The organism is Streptomyces sp. NPDC047117, from assembly GCF_040643545.1.
Classification (GTDB): Bacteria; Actinomycetota; Actinomycetes; order Streptomycetales; family Streptomycetaceae; genus Streptomyces.
This window is the reverse complement of sequence record NZ_JBEYUN010000010.1, coordinates 238,888-253,061: the sequence shown is the minus strand read 5'-3', so window position 1 is coordinate 253,061 and position 14,174 is coordinate 238,888. Positions and strand designations below refer to the sequence as shown.

At 73.8% G+C, this 14,174-nt stretch carries 14 protein-coding genes and 1 pseudogene; 5 read left to right on the top strand and 10 right to left on the bottom strand.

Annotation, left to right across the window (positions count from 1 at the left end; translation table 11 throughout):
* Positions 1-41: 41 nt before the first annotated feature.
* Positions 42-1,277, bottom strand: coding sequence for an aminotransferase class I/II-fold pyridoxal phosphate-dependent enzyme (locus ABZ840_RS21475; RefSeq protein ID WP_361561663.1), 1,236 nt, complete (start codon positions 1,275-1,277; stop codon positions 42-44).
* 52 nt (positions 1,278-1,329) lie between these two features.
* Entirely contained in the window at positions 1,330-2,586 is a 1,257-nt protein-coding gene (locus ABZ840_RS21470; protein ID WP_361561662.1) for a GNAT family N-acetyltransferase, read from the bottom strand.
* 427 nt (positions 2,587-3,013) lie between these two features.
* Here ABZ840_RS21470 and ABZ840_RS21465 point away from each other — a divergent pair, with 427 nt between their 5' ends.
* The 5 genes and pseudogenes from ABZ840_RS21465 (at position 3,014) to ABZ840_RS21445 (ending at position 6,844) form a co-directional block, all read left to right on the top strand.
* On the top strand, positions 3,014-3,325 hold the full coding sequence (locus ABZ840_RS21465; protein WP_361561661.1) for a hypothetical protein: 312 nt from the start codon (positions 3,014-3,016) through the stop codon (positions 3,323-3,325).
* Between the two features lie 106 nt (positions 3,326-3,431).
* Positions 3,432-4,257 (top strand): annotated as a pseudogene (locus ABZ840_RS21460) (SRPBCC domain-containing protein).
* A 134-nt stretch (positions 4,258-4,391) separates the two neighbouring features.
* A complete protein-coding gene (locus ABZ840_RS21455) occupies positions 4,392-4,862 on the top strand; it encodes a TrkA C-terminal domain-containing protein (RefSeq protein WP_361561725.1) in 471 nt (156 codons plus the stop codon).
* 1 nt (position 4,863) lies between these two features.
* Entirely contained in the window at positions 4,864-6,177 is a 1,314-nt protein-coding gene (locus ABZ840_RS21450) for a cation:proton antiporter (RefSeq protein ID WP_361561660.1), read from the top strand.
* Positions 6,178-6,262: 85 nt separating this feature from the next.
* Positions 6,263-6,844 carry a VanZ family protein gene (locus tag ABZ840_RS21445; RefSeq protein ID WP_361561659.1) on the top strand — a complete coding sequence of 194 codons (582 nt, stop codon included), beginning with the start codon at positions 6,263-6,265 and terminating at the stop codon, positions 6,842-6,844.
* A gap of 3 nt (positions 6,845-6,847) precedes the next feature.
* On the opposite strand, the gene ABZ840_RS21440 is transcribed toward ABZ840_RS21445, so the two are convergent.
* Genes ABZ840_RS21440 through ABZ840_RS21405 form a run of 8 tightly spaced genes read right to left on the bottom strand, consistent with a single transcriptional unit; the run spans position 6,848 to position 14,172 of the window.
* Positions 6,848-7,597: an aspartate/glutamate racemase family protein gene (locus ABZ840_RS21440; protein WP_361561658.1), complete on the bottom strand. Its 750-nt coding sequence runs from the start codon at positions 7,595-7,597 to the stop codon at positions 6,848-6,850.
* 55 nt (positions 7,598-7,652) lie between these two features.
* Positions 7,653-8,144 carry a MarR family transcriptional regulator gene (locus ABZ840_RS21435; protein WP_361561657.1) on the bottom strand — a complete coding sequence of 164 codons (492 nt, stop codon included), beginning with the start codon at positions 8,142-8,144 and terminating at the stop codon, positions 7,653-7,655.
* A gap of 57 nt (positions 8,145-8,201) precedes the next feature.
* Positions 8,202-9,050, bottom strand: coding sequence for an alpha/beta hydrolase (locus tag ABZ840_RS21430; protein WP_361561656.1), 849 nt, complete (start codon positions 9,048-9,050; stop codon positions 8,202-8,204).
* A gap of 11 nt (positions 9,051-9,061) precedes the next feature.
* Positions 9,062-9,718: an isochorismatase family protein gene (locus ABZ840_RS21425; protein ID WP_361561655.1), complete on the bottom strand. Its 657-nt coding sequence runs from the start codon at positions 9,716-9,718 to the stop codon at positions 9,062-9,064.
* The gene (locus tag ABZ840_RS21420) at positions 9,715-10,389 is read right to left on the bottom strand and encodes an SRPBCC family protein (protein ID WP_361561654.1); all 675 of its coding nucleotides are present in this window, start codon (positions 10,387-10,389) and stop codon (positions 9,715-9,717) included. The genes ABZ840_RS21425 and ABZ840_RS21420 overlap by 4 nt, the downstream gene beginning before the upstream one ends.
* Positions 10,389-10,925, bottom strand: a complete 537-nt coding sequence (locus ABZ840_RS21415) for a (2Fe-2S)-binding protein (protein ID WP_361561653.1) — start codon at positions 10,923-10,925, stop codon at positions 10,389-10,391. The genes ABZ840_RS21420 and ABZ840_RS21415 overlap by 1 nt, the downstream gene beginning before the upstream one ends.
* Positions 10,922-13,270, bottom strand: a complete 2,349-nt coding sequence (locus ABZ840_RS21410) for a xanthine dehydrogenase family protein molybdopterin-binding subunit (RefSeq protein WP_361561652.1) — start codon at positions 13,268-13,270, stop codon at positions 10,922-10,924. Before ABZ840_RS21410 ends, ABZ840_RS21415 begins: the two co-directional genes overlap by 4 nt.
* Positions 13,271-13,323: 53 nt before the next feature.
* Positions 13,324-14,172 carry a xanthine dehydrogenase family protein subunit M gene (locus tag ABZ840_RS21405; protein ID WP_361561651.1) on the bottom strand — a complete coding sequence of 283 codons (849 nt, stop codon included), beginning with the start codon at positions 14,170-14,172 and terminating at the stop codon, positions 13,324-13,326.
* Positions 14,173-14,174: the final 2 nt, after the last annotated feature.

Genomic DNA, 14,174 nt, shown 5'->3' with positions numbered 1-14,174 from the left:
GGCGCCGGCCGGCGCGGTGCCGGGCCGGAACCCGTGCCGCGTCAGCCCAGTACCTCGTCCGCCGTGGCCCGGAAGCGCTCGGCGGCCGCGGCGATCTCGTCGGGCCCGCTGAACACGGTGACGCCCGCGTCGGCGCCCAGGTACGTGTCGGACAGGCCCACGGTCAGGGCCACCGCGCGGCCCAGCACCTCGTCGGTGCGGGGCAGCGCGCCGGGCCGGAAGTCCTGCCGCGGCCACGCGGGTTCCGGGCGCCGGGACGGGCAGGACCGGGCATCCCCGGCGGCCAGGGCGCGCAGCTCCGGCAGCCCGCCGTAGTAGTGCTTGGGCGAGTGCAGCAGGGTCCTGGTGCCCAGCCGCTTCGCCACGGCCTCGGCCGCCGCCCGGTCCTCGAAGAGATGGACCAGTACGGTCGCGCAGTCGCCCGCCGGGTCGTGCGACGGACGGCGGGCCAGCCCGTCCCGCAGGGGGATGAGGGCGGCCAGCGCGTTGTGCTGCGCGCGGGTGCGGGCCAGTACGGTGTCCAGCCGGGCCAGCTGGGCGCGGGCGACGGCCGCCGTCAGCTCGGTCATCCGCAGGTTCAGGCCGAGCATCAGGTCTCCGGGCCCCTCCTCCCGGCGGTACGGGAACCAGCCGTGGTCGTGGAAGCCGTACGCCCGCTGGAAGGTGCGGTCGTCGGCGGCGAGCAGGAATCCGCCGTCGCACGCGGTGATCACCTTGAACATGTTGAGCGAGAACGCCGCCGCGCGGCCGAAGGAGCCCAGCGGCCGGCCGTGGTACGTCCCACCGCAGGCCTGCGCCGCGTCCTCCAGCACCAGCAGCCCGTGCTCGTCCGCGATCTCCTGGAGCGCGGCCATGTCGCAGGGCGCGCCGAGCATGTGGATCGGCATCAGCGCCTTGGTGCGCGGCGTGATCCGGGCCCGGACGTCGGCGGGATCCAGGGTCAGCGTCTCGTCGATCTCGGCGACGACGGGCGTGGCGCCGCTGTGGACGATGGCGGCGACCGAGGCGACGTAGAGGTAGCCGGGGACGATGACCTCGTCGCCGGGGCCGATGTCCAGCGCCGCCAGCGCGGTGAGCAGCGCGGACGTACCGCTGTTGACGGACAGGCAGTACGTGCTGGCCAGGCGGCGCGCGGCCTCCTGCTCGAACAGCCGCGTCTGGGTGAGGTCGCCGAGCGGGTAGGAGCGCGCGGCGGTGGAACGGGACCAGGCGTTCAGTACCTGCTGGACGTTGGCGCGTTCCTCTTCCCCGAAGAAGGCATAGCCGGGACCGGGCATGGCGGGCTCCGTTACGGGTCGGCGGATCGGGACGGCAGGCGCGGGCCGCGGGTCAGAAGACGAGGGGACAGAACGGCGCCGGGTCGTGGCGGAAGGCGGCCGTGGCGGCGCGGACCGCGCCGGGGCGCAGCTCCGTCACCCGGCCGGCCAGCGCCAGCTGCACGAACGAGCCGTCGCCCAGCAGCACGGCGCCCAGCTCCCGTGCCGTGAGCGCCAGATCGGCGGCCGCGCGAGTGCGGACGCAGTCGGCCCCCGCCGGGCCCGTGATGAGCCGCCACCGCCCCTCGTTCCACGGGCAGAGCGGGTCGCTCACCTCCAGTACCAGCTCGGCCTCGGCGGCGTAGCCGCGGGCGGCCAGCGCGCGGTCCACGTCGACCGCCCGGGCGTACAGCTGGTCGCGCACGGTCGGCGCGGCGCTGCGCGGGTCGGTGAGCAGGGCCAGGACCGGGTCGTCGACCGGGCGTGCCTCGGCGACGACGGTGCCGCCGAGGTCGACGTCCAGCAGCGACCGCCACAGGAAGGCGTAGGCGGCCGGGTCGGCGGCGCACAGTTCCCGGACGGTGACGGTGAACCGCGGGAAGGAGCGGGTCCAGCCGGCGGTGAGCCGGTAGAGGGCGTAGCCGCGTACGGCCGTGCCGTCGGTGGCCAGCATGCACAGCAGGCGTCCGGCGCCGCCGCGGTCGGCGGGCGGATCGGCGAGGGAGCGGCGCAGCCAGGCGCCCTCCCGGTGCAGCGTTCCGGGGCGCTCGGCGACGCAGGCGCGGCACACCGCCGCGACGGCCGCCTCGCTCTCGGCGGGGGAGACGACCTCCAGGAAGAGCGGGGGACCGTCGCCCGCCGGGACCTCGGCGAGGTCCCTGGCCTCGACCGGGATCGTGAGCGAGACCGCCCGGCTGGCCGCGCCGAAGCCGAAGCGGCCGTAGATGTCCGGCTCGCTGGAGTTGAGGACCGCGACCGGCTCGGCCCGCGTCGTGTGCAGGTCGGTGAGGGTCCGCCGGATCAGCTCGCGCATCAGGCCGCGCCGCCGGTGCGCGGGGGAGACGGCGAGGTAGCCGATGCCGAGCACCGGGCGCGGGCCGGTGCCGGGCAGGGTCATGTCCAGGGAGTAGCCGGCCAGCGTGGCGCAGGGCCGGCCGGCGGCGCGGGCGAGCAGTGAGCGCTTGGGCTCCAGCAGCTCGGCGACGGCCGTGCGGTGTTCCGGTGAATGGTCGTACCCGCCGTAGGCCAGACCCACCACTCCGGTGAAATCGGACCAGTCGTCGGGCGGGCGGAATTCGTAATCCGGAGAAGGCGGTGAGGAAGAATGCACGGACACCTCCGACCGTTTCCGGATGATGCCCGTACGGACATCAATTCGGGAAAGGGATTCAGTCGGCGCATGCGCCGGGCAGGCCGTACTGTCCGGAGTCGAGGTCTTTTCCGCCGAGGTGTGTGCCGTCTTGCGGAATGGACCGCCGCGAGGCCCGGATCGCGGTCTCCTCATGCGCCGATGAACCGATTCGGGGCCGCCAGAGGCTGATAACCACAGTCTTGAGGCGGCCGCCTGCTGTCAACCCCTGCCGCCGGGAACGTGCCGGTCAACGCCGATTCCGGCCATTCCGGGAAAGCCTGGTACCGCGGCTTTGGCATCCGGCCATTCTCCCTGGAAGGGCCTTGCGTGGACCGGCAATGCACGCAGACTCGGAACAGCGGCCGACGGCGCCGCATGAGCTGTACATGACGTGACGGGAGCCGAGATGATAAACGGCAAGCTCGTTTCCGGCAGGACCAAGCCCGGCGAGGGGTGGGTCGCCTATCCCGACCGCAACGGCGACGGCGTGTACATCGACGTCGACACCTCGGAAGGGGAATTCACCAGCACCCCCGCTTACCTCGCGGCCCTCACCGGTGACGACCGTATGTGGATGACCACCGGCGGCAATACCGTCTACGCCGCCACTCCGGCGGGCTTCCGCATCTACGTGCGCCGGGTGGACCGGCAGGCGATCGACCCGGAGTACGCCGCCAAGAACGGCTGGCACATCGCCTGGATCGCGGCCGAGGCCTGAGCCGCCGGGTCTGACGGGCCCGCTTCCGTGAGCACGCACCGGCCCCCGCGCCCTTCTCCGCGGGGGCCGGCGCTCGTGGTGGCGTGCCGCGATTGGCATGCAGGTAATTGCCTGCCTAACGTCGGAGAGTGAGTGGAGGGACGGGGAGCACGACGGCCGCGGACTCGACGGGGTCTTCAAGGCCCTCGCCGGCCGGGCCCGGCGCTGCCTGCTTGCTGGACCTGCTGCGCGAGCGGAACGGACAGACACTGGGAGAGCTCTGCGACCGGCTGGCCATGACCCGCCAGTCGGCCACCCAGCACCTCTCCGTACTGGAGGACGCCCGCCTCGTGAGCACGGTCCGGCTCGGCCGGGAGAAGCTCCACTACCTCAACCCCGTGCCGCTCCACGAGATCCAGGAGCGGTGGATCGACAGATTCGAGCACCCGCGGCTGCGGGCGCTGAGCGCGGTGAAACGACGAGCCGAGGACGCCATGAACGACCGACCGACCTTTGTCTACGTCACCTACATCGAAAGCACTGCCGAACGCGTCTGGCACGCGCTGACCGATCCCGAGCTGACCGCCGCGTACTGGGGCCACAGCAACGTCTCCGACTGGCGGACCGGCTCCTCCTGGGAGCACCGGCGCACGGACGGCTCGGGCATCGCCGACGTCGTCGGGATGGTCGTCGAGAGCACCCCGCCGCGGCGGCTGGTCACCACCTGGGCCGCGCCGGGCGAGGAGCCGGCCGGCGGCCCGTCCAAGGTCACCTTCGACATCGAGCCGTACGGCGGGATCGCCCGGCTCACCGTGACCCACGAGAACCTGGCCGACGAGGCGGAGCGCGCGGCGGCGGCCGGCGGCTGGGCCGCCGTGCTGTCCAACCTCAAGTCCCTCGTGGAGACGGGCAGTCCGCTGCCGGAGGAGCCCTGGCACATGCCCGTCGCCTGAACCGCGTCCCCGCCCGGCCGCGTGTACCCGCCAAGCATCTGTAATGATGGGGTAAAACGTAATGACCAGGTAAAGGAGATCGCGTGCGGTCCGCGCCACCGGCGCACCTCGGCGCGATGTCCGGGGAGGACACGATGGGGACGCGACGCACTTCGCTGCCGGGCGTCGGTACGCGCTACGACTTCACCACGCACGCCGGACAGCGCCTCTCCGTGGTGGTGCACCACGACGGACGCCGCTTCCTCGGCTTCTACGAAGCCGACGACCCCGATACCTGCCGCTCATCGGTACCCCTGGAACGGGACGAGGCGACGGCGCTCGCCCACCTGATAGACCCGGCCCCGCTGGACGCCGTCCGCACCGACGGCATCGACCTGGTCACCGAGCACATCCCGATCGGCAGCCGGTCCCCGTACGGCGGCCGGCTGCTCGGCGACACCCAGGCCCGCACCCGGACCGGCGCGTCCATCGTCGCGGTGCTGCGCCGCACCAGCGCCCACCCGTCCCCGGGCCCCGATTTCCGATTCGCCATCGGCGACACCCTCGTCGCGGTCGGCACCCGTGAGGGCGTCGACGCCCTCGCCGCGATCATCGCCGGAGGCTGACATGCACGAGACCACCGCACTGCTCGTGGAGTTCGGCGCGGTCATCCTCGCCCTCGGCCTCCTCGGCCGGTTCGCCGGCCGGGTCGGACTCTCGCCCATACCCCTCTACCTCCTCGCCGGGCTGGCCTTCGGGCACGGCGGCCTGCTGCCCCTCAATGCCAGCGAGGAGTTCGTGGCCGTCGGCGCCGAGATCGGCGTCATCCTGCTGCTCCTCCTGCTCGGCCTCGAATACAGCGCCTCCGAACTCGTCACGAGCCTGAAGACGCAATACCCCTCCGGCGCCGTCGACTTCCTGCTGAACGCCGTACCGGGCGCCGTCGCCGCCCTGGTGCTCGGCTGGGGCCCGGTCGCCGCCGTCGCGCTGGCCGGCGTCACCTGGATCTCCTCCTCCGGCGTCATCGCCAAGGTCCTCACCGATCTCAACCGGCTCGGCAACCGCGAGACGCCCGTCATCCTCGGCGTCCTGGTCCTCGAAGACCTCTCCATGGCGGTCTACCTGCCGCTGCTCACCGCCCTGCTGGCCGGCGTCGGCCTCGCCGGCGGCAGCGTCACGCTCCTGATCGCCCTCGGCGCGGTCGGCCTCGTCCTCTACCTCGCGCTCCGGCACGGCCGCCTGATCAGCCGCTGGGTCTCCTCCGACAACCCGGAGATGCTGCTCCTCGTCGTCCTCGGGCTGACCGTGCTCGTCGCGGGCATCGCCCAGGAACTCCAGGTCTCCGCGGCGGTCGGCGCGTTCCTCGTCGGCATCGCGCTGTCCGGTGAGGTCGCGGAGGGCGCGCGCAAGCTGCTGATGCCGCTGCGCGACCTCTTCGCCGCCATCTTCTTCGTCTTCTTCGGGCTGTCCACGGACCCCACGGCCATCCCGCCGGTCCTGCTCCCGGCACTGCTGCTCGCCGTCGTCACCACCGTGACCAAGATCCTCACCGGCTGGTACGCGGCCCGCCGGGCCGGCATCGGGCCGAACGGGCGGCTGCGGGCCGGCGGCGCGCTGGTGGCACGCGGGGAGTTCTCCATCGTCATCGCCGGACTCACCACGGCCGTCGAGCCGCGGATCGGCCCCATCGCCACCGCCTACGTCCTGATCATGGTCATCCTCGGGCCGCTCACCGCGCGCTGGGCAGCCCCCGTGGTCAACCGCGCCCGGACCGGGCTCCTGCCGCTCTTCGGCATCACCTCCCGCAAGCCCGCGGCCGGCCCCGCCGAGGTCCCCGCCGAAGCCCCGGCCGAGACCGTCACCGACGTCCCGGCGGAGACCGCCGCCGAAGCCCCGGCCGAGGCGTCCGGCGCCCCGGAGGAGGAACCCGCGTCCCGCTAGGGCGCGCATGCACTGCCGCCACAGGGGTAACCGCACCGTCGGAACAGACCAACTCCGGCAGGTCCACCTGAGGCGAGGGGTCTTCATGGCGCGGTCATCCCGGCGCAAGGGCGCCACCAGGCTGACACTCCGGCGCTCCGGCGCCGCCAGGAAGAAGAGCCGCGGGCCCACCGCGGGCGGCGGGGCATCGCTCCCGCCGCCCGCCCGGGTGCTGGTGATGGTGGTGGCGTTCGCCGTCATGGTGGCGTTCGGCGCCGTGCTCGCCCGGCTGACCCTCCAGCCGTCGGCCGCCTCCGAAGCCCTCACCCACACCAACCTGCGGCCCGGCGACTCGCTCCGCGACTACCTCACGCAGCCCGCGTTCGTCGACACCGTCAAGCAGCTCGGCGGGAACATCGTGCTCGGTGTGCCCTTCGGGCTGCTGCTGCCGGTGGTGGCACCGAAGACCCGCGGCCCGGTGCGGGTGGTCCTGGTGACCGCGGCCGTGATGCTGCTGGTCGAGCTGGTGCAGGGCGCCCTGGTCACCGGGCGCGCCTTCGACATCGACGACGTCATCCTCAACACCACGGGCGCGCTGCTCGGTTACGTCCTGCTCGGCCGCCGGCTGGGCCGCGCCGTCCACCCCCGGCGCCGCCACTGGTGGCAGCGGCGTACCAGTACGGCGTAGCGGTCAGCCGCCGGCGAGGAGCCGCCCCGCGCCCGGTACGACGGGATCCAGGCCGAGTTCGGTGAGGATGCGGTACGTGGTGGCGGTGGCCGCCGAGAGCACCGGCAGCCCCGCGGCGTCCTCCACCGGCTGGATCGCCGCCAGCGACGGCATCTGCACACAGGCCGAGAGGACCAGTGCGTCGGCGCGCCCGAGGTCCAGCTTCCGCCAGTGCTCGCGCAGGTCCTCCGGGTCCAGCCGGGCCACCGCGAGGTTGTCGGGCACCTCCAGGCTCAGCGCGTCCACCACCTCCACGCCCGCGTCCTCGATGTACTCGACGACCAGCCGGGTGAGGTCCTTCATGTACGGCGTGAGGACCGCGACCCGGCGGGCGCCCAGCGCCGCGATGCCGTCGAGCAGCGCACCGGCGCTGGAGACCACCGGAGCCTGCGCGCCCTCGCCGCGCAGCGCCTCGGTGATCTCGGCCTCGGCCGTGCAGTGATGGCCGGGCCCCTGCGCCATGATCGCCACCAGACAGGCGGTGGCCACCACGTCGGGGCGGGCGTCGGCCAGCTCCAGCGCGGCCCGCTCGGTCTGCGCGTTCATGCCGCGCAGCTCCTCGGGCGTGACGTGCCGCATGCGCATCCGGCTGCTGTGGAAGACGAAGCGGTCCTCGGGCCGCTCCTGTTCCCGGGCCCGCAGCATGCGCGGCAGCTCGGTCTCCATCGTCAGGTTGGAGCTGGGCACGATCATGCCGATGTGGTGATCCGTCACGGGTACTCCTCAAAGAGGTACGGGGCACCCGCGCCGGCGGCGGTACGGGTGCGGGTCAGGACTCCTCGGCCAGGCCCTCCCAGTGGTCGGCCATGGAGGTCAGCAGGTCCATCAGGTCCGCGCGCTGCCCGGCGTCGTACGGCGCGAGCAGCCGTTCGTCCAGCGCACGGGCGCGGTCGTGCGCGGCGCGGAGGGTGCGCTCGCCCTCCTCGGTGAGGTACAGCAGCTTGCGGCGGCCGTCGTCGGCCGCGGTGCGGCGGACGAGCAGCCCGCGGTTCTCCAGGCGCCGGGCCACGTCCGCCATCGTGGAGGTGTCCAGCGCCACCGCCGAGGCCATCGACCGCTGGTCGTGGCCGGGCGCCGCGTCCACGGCGGTCAGCACCGCGAACTGCGGCCCGGTCAGCGTGGCATCGACGGTGCGCACCCACACCGCGAGGTACGCCTGGTAGAGCCGCCGCACCTGATAGCCCGGCGCGGCCGTCAGGGCCACGGGGATCGCCGGTACGGACTCTGCGGAAGGGGTGGTGTCAGCCCTCTGGTCAGCCATGGGGCCACTCAATCACGGCGCGACACGCCCGGATCGGCCGATGCCCCGGCGGTGCGGTCACCCCGTCATCGGGCGCAGTGCGTCGCGCAGCGCGGCGAGCCCGGCGGCGGGATTGTCCCAGAAGATCATGTGGCCGGCGTCCGGGACCGCGGCGAAGACCGCCGAGGGCAGCAGCCGCCGCGCCTCGGCCGCGCCCGCCGCCGTGACCACCGGGCTGTCCGCGCCGTACAGCAGCGCCACCGGGCCGGGCACCGCGGGCCACCAGTCGAAGAAGTCCTCCGCCTCGAACCCGCGGTGCGTGGCGACGACCGCCTCCTCCGCGCAGCTCGCCAGCCAGCGGGCCCGCAGCTCCTGTTCCCGGCGCGGCCAGCGCGGCCACGAGGCGGCCACCTCGTCGGCGTCCGTACCGCGCTGCGCCTGACGGAGCTGGCCGAGGAAGGTGTCGAGCGTGGTCGGGTACGGGCCGCGCCCCGGACCGCTCATCGGCGGGTCGGCGAGCACCGTGCCGCCGAGGGGCACCTTGCCGCGTACCGCGGTGACCGCCGCGATCCGCGCGCCCATCGAGTGCCCGAACAGCAGCGGCCGCTCCAGGCCCAGCCCCTCGACCACGGCCTCGGTGTCCTCGGCGTACTCCTCCAGGGTGTACCGGCCGCCGCCGTCCGAGAGCCCGCGGCCCCGTACGTCCACCACCAACGGCCTTACCAGATCGGTCAGTTCGCGGGCGACGAAGTCCATCGTGACGGCCGGGCTGGTGATGCCGGGCAGCATCACCAACGGGACGCCCGGACCGCCGTGGTCCAGGACGTGCAGCCGGGCGGACCCGGAGCGCACCCACCGGCCGGTGGCGGGGACGTCGGCGAGGTCGGCGAGGGCCGACTGGGGGAGCGACCTGGGATCGGTCGGCATGGCAGGTCTCCTCAGGTACGGGGGAGTCGGTCGAGGTAGGCGAGGGCGTCCGCGAGGCCGATCACGTCGCCGTACTTCGCCTGGATGTCGAAGAGGTTCGCCTCGTGCGGGCCGGACGCGCGGTCGCCCACGCACTCCCGCGGCACGAGCACCGGGAAGCCGGACTGCACCGCGTCCACCGCGGTGGCCCGCACGCAGCCGCTCGTCGTCGCGCCGCACACCACGACGGTGTCGCAGCCCAGCGCGGTCAGCGTCGCCGCGAGCGAGGTGCCGAAGAACGCCGAGGCGCCCTTCTTGACGATCAGGTGGTCCTCGGGCCGGCGCGGCAGCCGGGGATCGACGGCCACCGCCTCGCTGCCCGCGCGCAGCGTCCGCATGCCCTGCGCCTTCTGGAGCCAGGTGACGGAGTCACCGGCGGCCTCGGCGGGCGTGTAGGCGATGGCCGTGAACACCACCGGCACCCCTGCCGGGCGCGCCGCCTCGATCAGCCGGCCCGTCGCCCCGACCACGTCCGTCAGATCGGCCCCGGACGGGAAGTCGTCCTCGGTGAAGCCGCGGGTGAGGTCGACGACGACGAGCGCGGGGCGGCTGCCGCGGCGTACGGGGGCGCCGAACCCGGCGCGCTCGTAGGTGCGGTCGGTGCTCTCCCCGTACCGGCTCGCGCTCATGCCCGCCTCACGGCCTTCAGCTCGCGGCGCAGCCCGGCCATGCGCCCGAGCAGCCAGCCCTCGAACAGGCCGAAGGCGAAGGCGGCCGCCACCGGGCCGTACTTCGTCAGCGCCGGACCGGCGATCATCGACAGCCCGTCGAGCTCGGGGGCGGCCGGTGCCGCGGCCGTCGCGGCGGCCGGTGCGGACGCCGCGGGGCTCGTCGCCGGTTCCGCCGCAGGGACCCGCTGCTGGTCCAGCAGGCTGCCCAGGTTCCGCGCGAACTGCTGGAGGATCCGGTCCGAGACCGCGCCGATCGCGCCCTTCCCGAACTGCGCGATCTTCCCCCGGATCACCAGGTCGGTCTCCAGCCGCAGCAGCGCGCCCTCCGGCGCCTCCGCCACCACCAGCGTCACCTCGGCCTCGGCGTCACCGCTGCCGTGCGCGTCGGCACCGCGCGCCCGCACCCGCAGCCGCCGCTCCCCGGCATCGGCCTCCAGGAACCGTACGGTCCCCGCGTACGCAGCCGTCACTGGGCCGACCCGGACCGTCACCCTGCCCTGCCAGGCGTCGCCGTCCTGCCCGTCGAGCGCCGCGCCCGGCATGCACGACGCCACCCGCTCGACATCGTTGAGCAGCGCGAACAGGCGGTCCGGCGGGGCCTTCACGGGGACCGTGTGGGTCAGCAGCATCAGTTCTCCTTCCCGGCGAGCCGGCGGGCCGCCGCGCAGCCGTCGATGGCCTCGACGATGGTCTGGTAGCCGGTGCACCGGCACAGGTTGGCCGCGACCACCTCGCGGATCTCCTCCTTCGTGGCCTCCGGCCGCTCGGCGAGGAACCCCTCGGCGAGCATCAGGAAGCCGGGCGTGCAGAACCCGCACTGCAGTCCGTGGTGCGCGCTGAACGCCTGTTGCAGGTCGCTGAGTTCACGCCCGCCCTCGCCGCCGGACAGCGACTCGACCGTACGGATCCGGGCCCCCTCCGCCTGTGCCGCGAACATCAGGCAGGCGCGTACCGGCCGGTCGTCGACCAGCACCGTGCAGGCACCGCAGATGCCGTGCTCGCACCCCACGTGGGTGCCGGTCAGCCGCAGGTCGTGCCGGAGCACGTCGACGAGGGTGCGGCGGGATTCGGCGAGCACCTCGTGCTCCTCGCCGTTGACGTGCAGCGTCATCAGCTGCAGATCGGCCGTCGGGTCGGTGACGGGTTCGGTGCCGGGGTCGGTCATCGGGCACGCTCCAGGGTCGGCTGCCGCCGCAGTGCGTCGTGCACCGCCGCCGGCGTGATCGGCGTGTGGTCCAGTTCGACGCCGGTGGGGCGCAGGGCGTCGTTGACGGCGTTCAGCACGGCGGCGGGCGCGCCGATCGTGCCGCCCTCGCCGGCGCCCTTCGCGCCGGTCTCGGTGAACGCGCACGGCGTCTCCAGGTGGTGGATCGCCACGTCCGGGATCTCGTGCGCGGTGGGCACCTTGTAGTCCATGAAGCCGGTCGCCGACGGCTCGCCCTGCGCGTCGTACGTCACCTGCTCGAAGAGTGCGCCCGCGATGCCCTGCGCGATACCGCCCCGGCACTGGCCCTCGACCACCTGCGGGTTGACCGCCACGCCGCAGTCCTCGACGCACACGTACCGCAGGATCTCCACCTGCCCGGTGCCCTCGTGCAGCTCCACCACGCAGGCGTGGGTGGCGTTGGAGAACGTGCCGTCATTGAAGACGTCGAACGCGGCGGCGGCCGACAGCCCCGGAGAGACGTCCTCCGGCAGCAGATGCGCCTTGAGGTACGCGATCTCCGCCAGCTGCTCGTACGTGAGCGACACGGCGGGCTCGTCGCGGCGCCGCACCCCTCCGGTCCCGCACTCCGTGTCCTCCGGGGCGACGCCCCAGCGGGCCGCGGCGATCCGGCGGAGCTTGGTGCCCAGCCCGGCCGCCGCCAGCCGCACGGCGCTGCCGCCGACCGCGATGGACCGGCTGGCGAAGGTGCCCCAGCCGTAGACGATCCGGTCGGTGTCGCCCTGGTGCAGCTTCACCTTCGCCAGCGGCAGCCCCAGTTCGTCGGCGACGATCTGCGCCATGGTCGTCTCATGGCTCTGGCCGTGGCTCATCGTGCCGGTGGTGACCGTGACCGCGCCGCTGGTGTCCATCCGCACCTCGGCGAGGTCGAAGCCGGGCACCACCTCCATCTTGCGCTGCGCGAAGGCGGTGGAGCCGTAGCCGGTGCGCTCGCTGAAGCAGGAGTAGCCGATGCCGAGCCGGCGTCCCTCGGCGGCGGCCGCCGCCTGCTTCTCGTACCAGCCCTCGGCGCGTACGGTCCGCTCGCACAGGTCCAGCGCCTCCCGGTAGGAGCCGGGGTCGTAGGTGATGCCGTTGACGCCCGTGTACGGGAAGTCGGTGATGACGTTGCGGCGGCGGATCTCGACCGGGTCCAGGCCGAGTTCGCGGGCCGCGCGCTCGAAGAGCCGCTCGACGACCATCACGTACTGCGGCCGGCTCACGCCCCGGTACGGCGCGGTCGGCGCCTTGTTGGTGGTCACGGCACGGCCGCGCACCCGGTACGCGGGCACTTTGTACACGCCGGGCATCTCCGCCGACGCCATCAGCGGTTCGATGCCCGCGGTGAACGGATAGCAGGAGTAGGCGCCCATGTCGCACACCACATCGGCGTCCAGCCCCAGGACGTGCCCCTCGGCGTCGAACGCGGCCCGCACGTCGTAGTGCTGCTCGCGGGCGAGGAACGACGCGGTCAGCGCGTCCTTGCGGTCCTCGATCCACTTGACCGGCCGGCGCAGCCGCAGCGCCGCGGCAGCCGCGGCGATCTCCTCCCGGCCCACGACGCACTTCAGCCCGAAGCCGCCGCCCATGTCCGGCACCCGCACCCGCACGGCCCGCTCGTCCAGGCCCAGACAGCGCGCGGCCACCGTCCGCACCTGGTGCGGCACCTGCGTACAGGTCTCCAGTACGAGCTGCTCCTCGCGGTCGTCCCAGTGCGCGACCGTGCCGCGGGTCTCCAGCGGCAGCGCGTTCTGCCGTCCGGTCCTGGAGTCCACCCGGACCACGCACGCCGCCTGCGCGAAGACCTCGTCGATGCCCTCCGTGGCGAAGAGCGAGACGTCGACGAGGGTGTTGCGCGGCGCCTCGTCGTGGAGCAGCGGCGCGCCGTCCGCGAGCGCCTGCTCCTCGCAGGTCACCGGCGGCAGCGGCGCGTAGCTCACCCGGGCCGCCTCCAGGCCGTCCTCGGCGGCGTACGCGTCCCGGGCCACCACGACCGCCAGCGGCTCGCCGACGTACCGGACGCGGTCCCTGGCCAGGACGGGCATGGCCGTGGGCACGAACTCGGTGAGCGGGCGGTCCAGCCGCGCGGTGATGTCCGCGAGGCCGAGATCCTCGGCGGTGAACGCGGCGATCACGCCGGGCACCCGGCGCACCGCGCTCAGGTCGACGCCGGTCACCTCGGCGTGCGCGACCGTGCTGCGGACGAACTGCGCGTGCAGCATGCCCGGCAGCTCGATGTCGTCCACGAACCGGCCGCGCCCGGTCAGCAGCCGCGGGTCCTCGCGGCGGGCGACCGATTGGCCCACCAGCCGGCCTTCCGATGCGGATGTCCGCGATGCGGATGTCCGCGATGCGGATGTCACGGGACCATCGCCTCCTCACAGGCGCGCCGGACCAACGTACGGATGAGATGGCGGCGGTACTCCGGGCCGCCGGCGGCGTCGCCCGGCGGATCGCTCGCCTCGGCCGCCGCTGCCGCGCACTCGGCGAACGTGCCCCCGCCGGCCAGCACGGCCTCCGCCTCGGGGACCCGTACCGGCGCCGGGGCCACGCCGCCCAGCGCCACCCGTCCGCCGTGCACGGCGCCGCCCGTCACGTCGAGGTCGACGGCGGCCGCCACGATCGCGAAGTCGCCGCGGCGCTCGGCGAATTCGGTGAGCGCGGCGTGCGGTGCCGGACGCGGGAAGACGATCTCGACGAGGAGTTCGTCGGGGTCCAGCGCGGAGGTGTAGTACCCGAAGAAGAAGTCCTCGGCGCGGATCCGGCGGCTGCCGCGCGGCCCCTCCGCCACGATCTCGGCGCCGAGCGCGACGGCCAGCAGGCACCACTCCGCGGTGGCGTCGGCGTGCGCGAGGCTGCCGCCGACCGTGCCGCGGGTCCGGATCGGCAGATGCCCGATCCAGCCCATGGCCCGGCGCAGCACCCCGAAGCCCGGCTCCAGCACGCCCGGCGGCGCGGTCTCCACGGTGTGGTGCGTGGTGAGCGCCCCGATGCGCAGCGCGCCGTCGGCGTCGGTGTGCAGGTGGTCGAGGGCCCGCAGGCCGCCGATGTCGACCAGGTGGGCCGGCCGGGCCAGCCGGTAGTTCATCATCGCGACCAGGCTCTGGCCGCCGGCGATGACCTTCGCCTCGTCGCCGAGCTCGCTCAGCAGCCGGGTGGCGTCCTCGGCGCTGCGGGCCCGGTGGTAGCGGAAGGGGGCGGGCTTCATGA

Bases quoted from the DNA above. Each gene is read 5' to 3' on its own strand.
- ABZ840_RS21475 (WP_361561663.1), bottom strand. From the start codon at position 1,277: ATGCCCGGTCCCGGCTATGCCTTCTTCGGGGAAGAGGAACGCGCCAAC.
- ABZ840_RS21465 (WP_361561661.1), top strand. From the start codon at position 3,014: ATGATAAACGGCAAGCTCGTTTCCGGCAGGACCAAGCCCGGCGAGGGG.
- ABZ840_RS21455 (WP_361561725.1), top strand. From the start codon at position 4,392: ATGGGGACGCGACGCACTTCGCTGCCGGGCGTCGGTACGCGCTACGAC.
- ABZ840_RS21450 (WP_361561660.1), top strand. From the start codon at position 4,864: ATGCACGAGACCACCGCACTGCTCGTGGAGTTCGGCGCGGTCATCCTC.
- ABZ840_RS21445 (WP_361561659.1), top strand. From the start codon at position 6,263: ATGGCGCGGTCATCCCGGCGCAAGGGCGCCACCAGGCTGACACTCCGG.
- ABZ840_RS21435 (WP_361561657.1), bottom strand. From the start codon at position 8,144: ATGGCTGACCAGAGGGCTGACACCACCCCTTCCGCAGAGTCCGTACCG.
- ABZ840_RS21430 (WP_361561656.1), bottom strand. From the start codon at position 9,050: ATGCCGACCGATCCCAGGTCGCTCCCCCAGTCGGCCCTCGCCGACCTC.
- ABZ840_RS21425 (WP_361561655.1), bottom strand. From the start codon at position 9,718: ATGAGCGCGAGCCGGTACGGGGAGAGCACCGACCGCACCTACGAGCGC.
- ABZ840_RS21420 (WP_361561654.1), bottom strand. From the start codon at position 10,389: ATGCTGCTGACCCACACGGTCCCCGTGAAGGCCCCGCCGGACCGCCTG.
- ABZ840_RS21415 (WP_361561653.1), bottom strand. From the start codon at position 10,925: ATGACCGACCCCGGCACCGAACCCGTCACCGACCCGACGGCCGATCTG.
- ABZ840_RS21405 (WP_361561651.1), bottom strand. From the start codon at position 14,172: ATGAAGCCCGCCCCCTTCCGCTACCACCGGGCCCGCAGCGCCGAGGAC.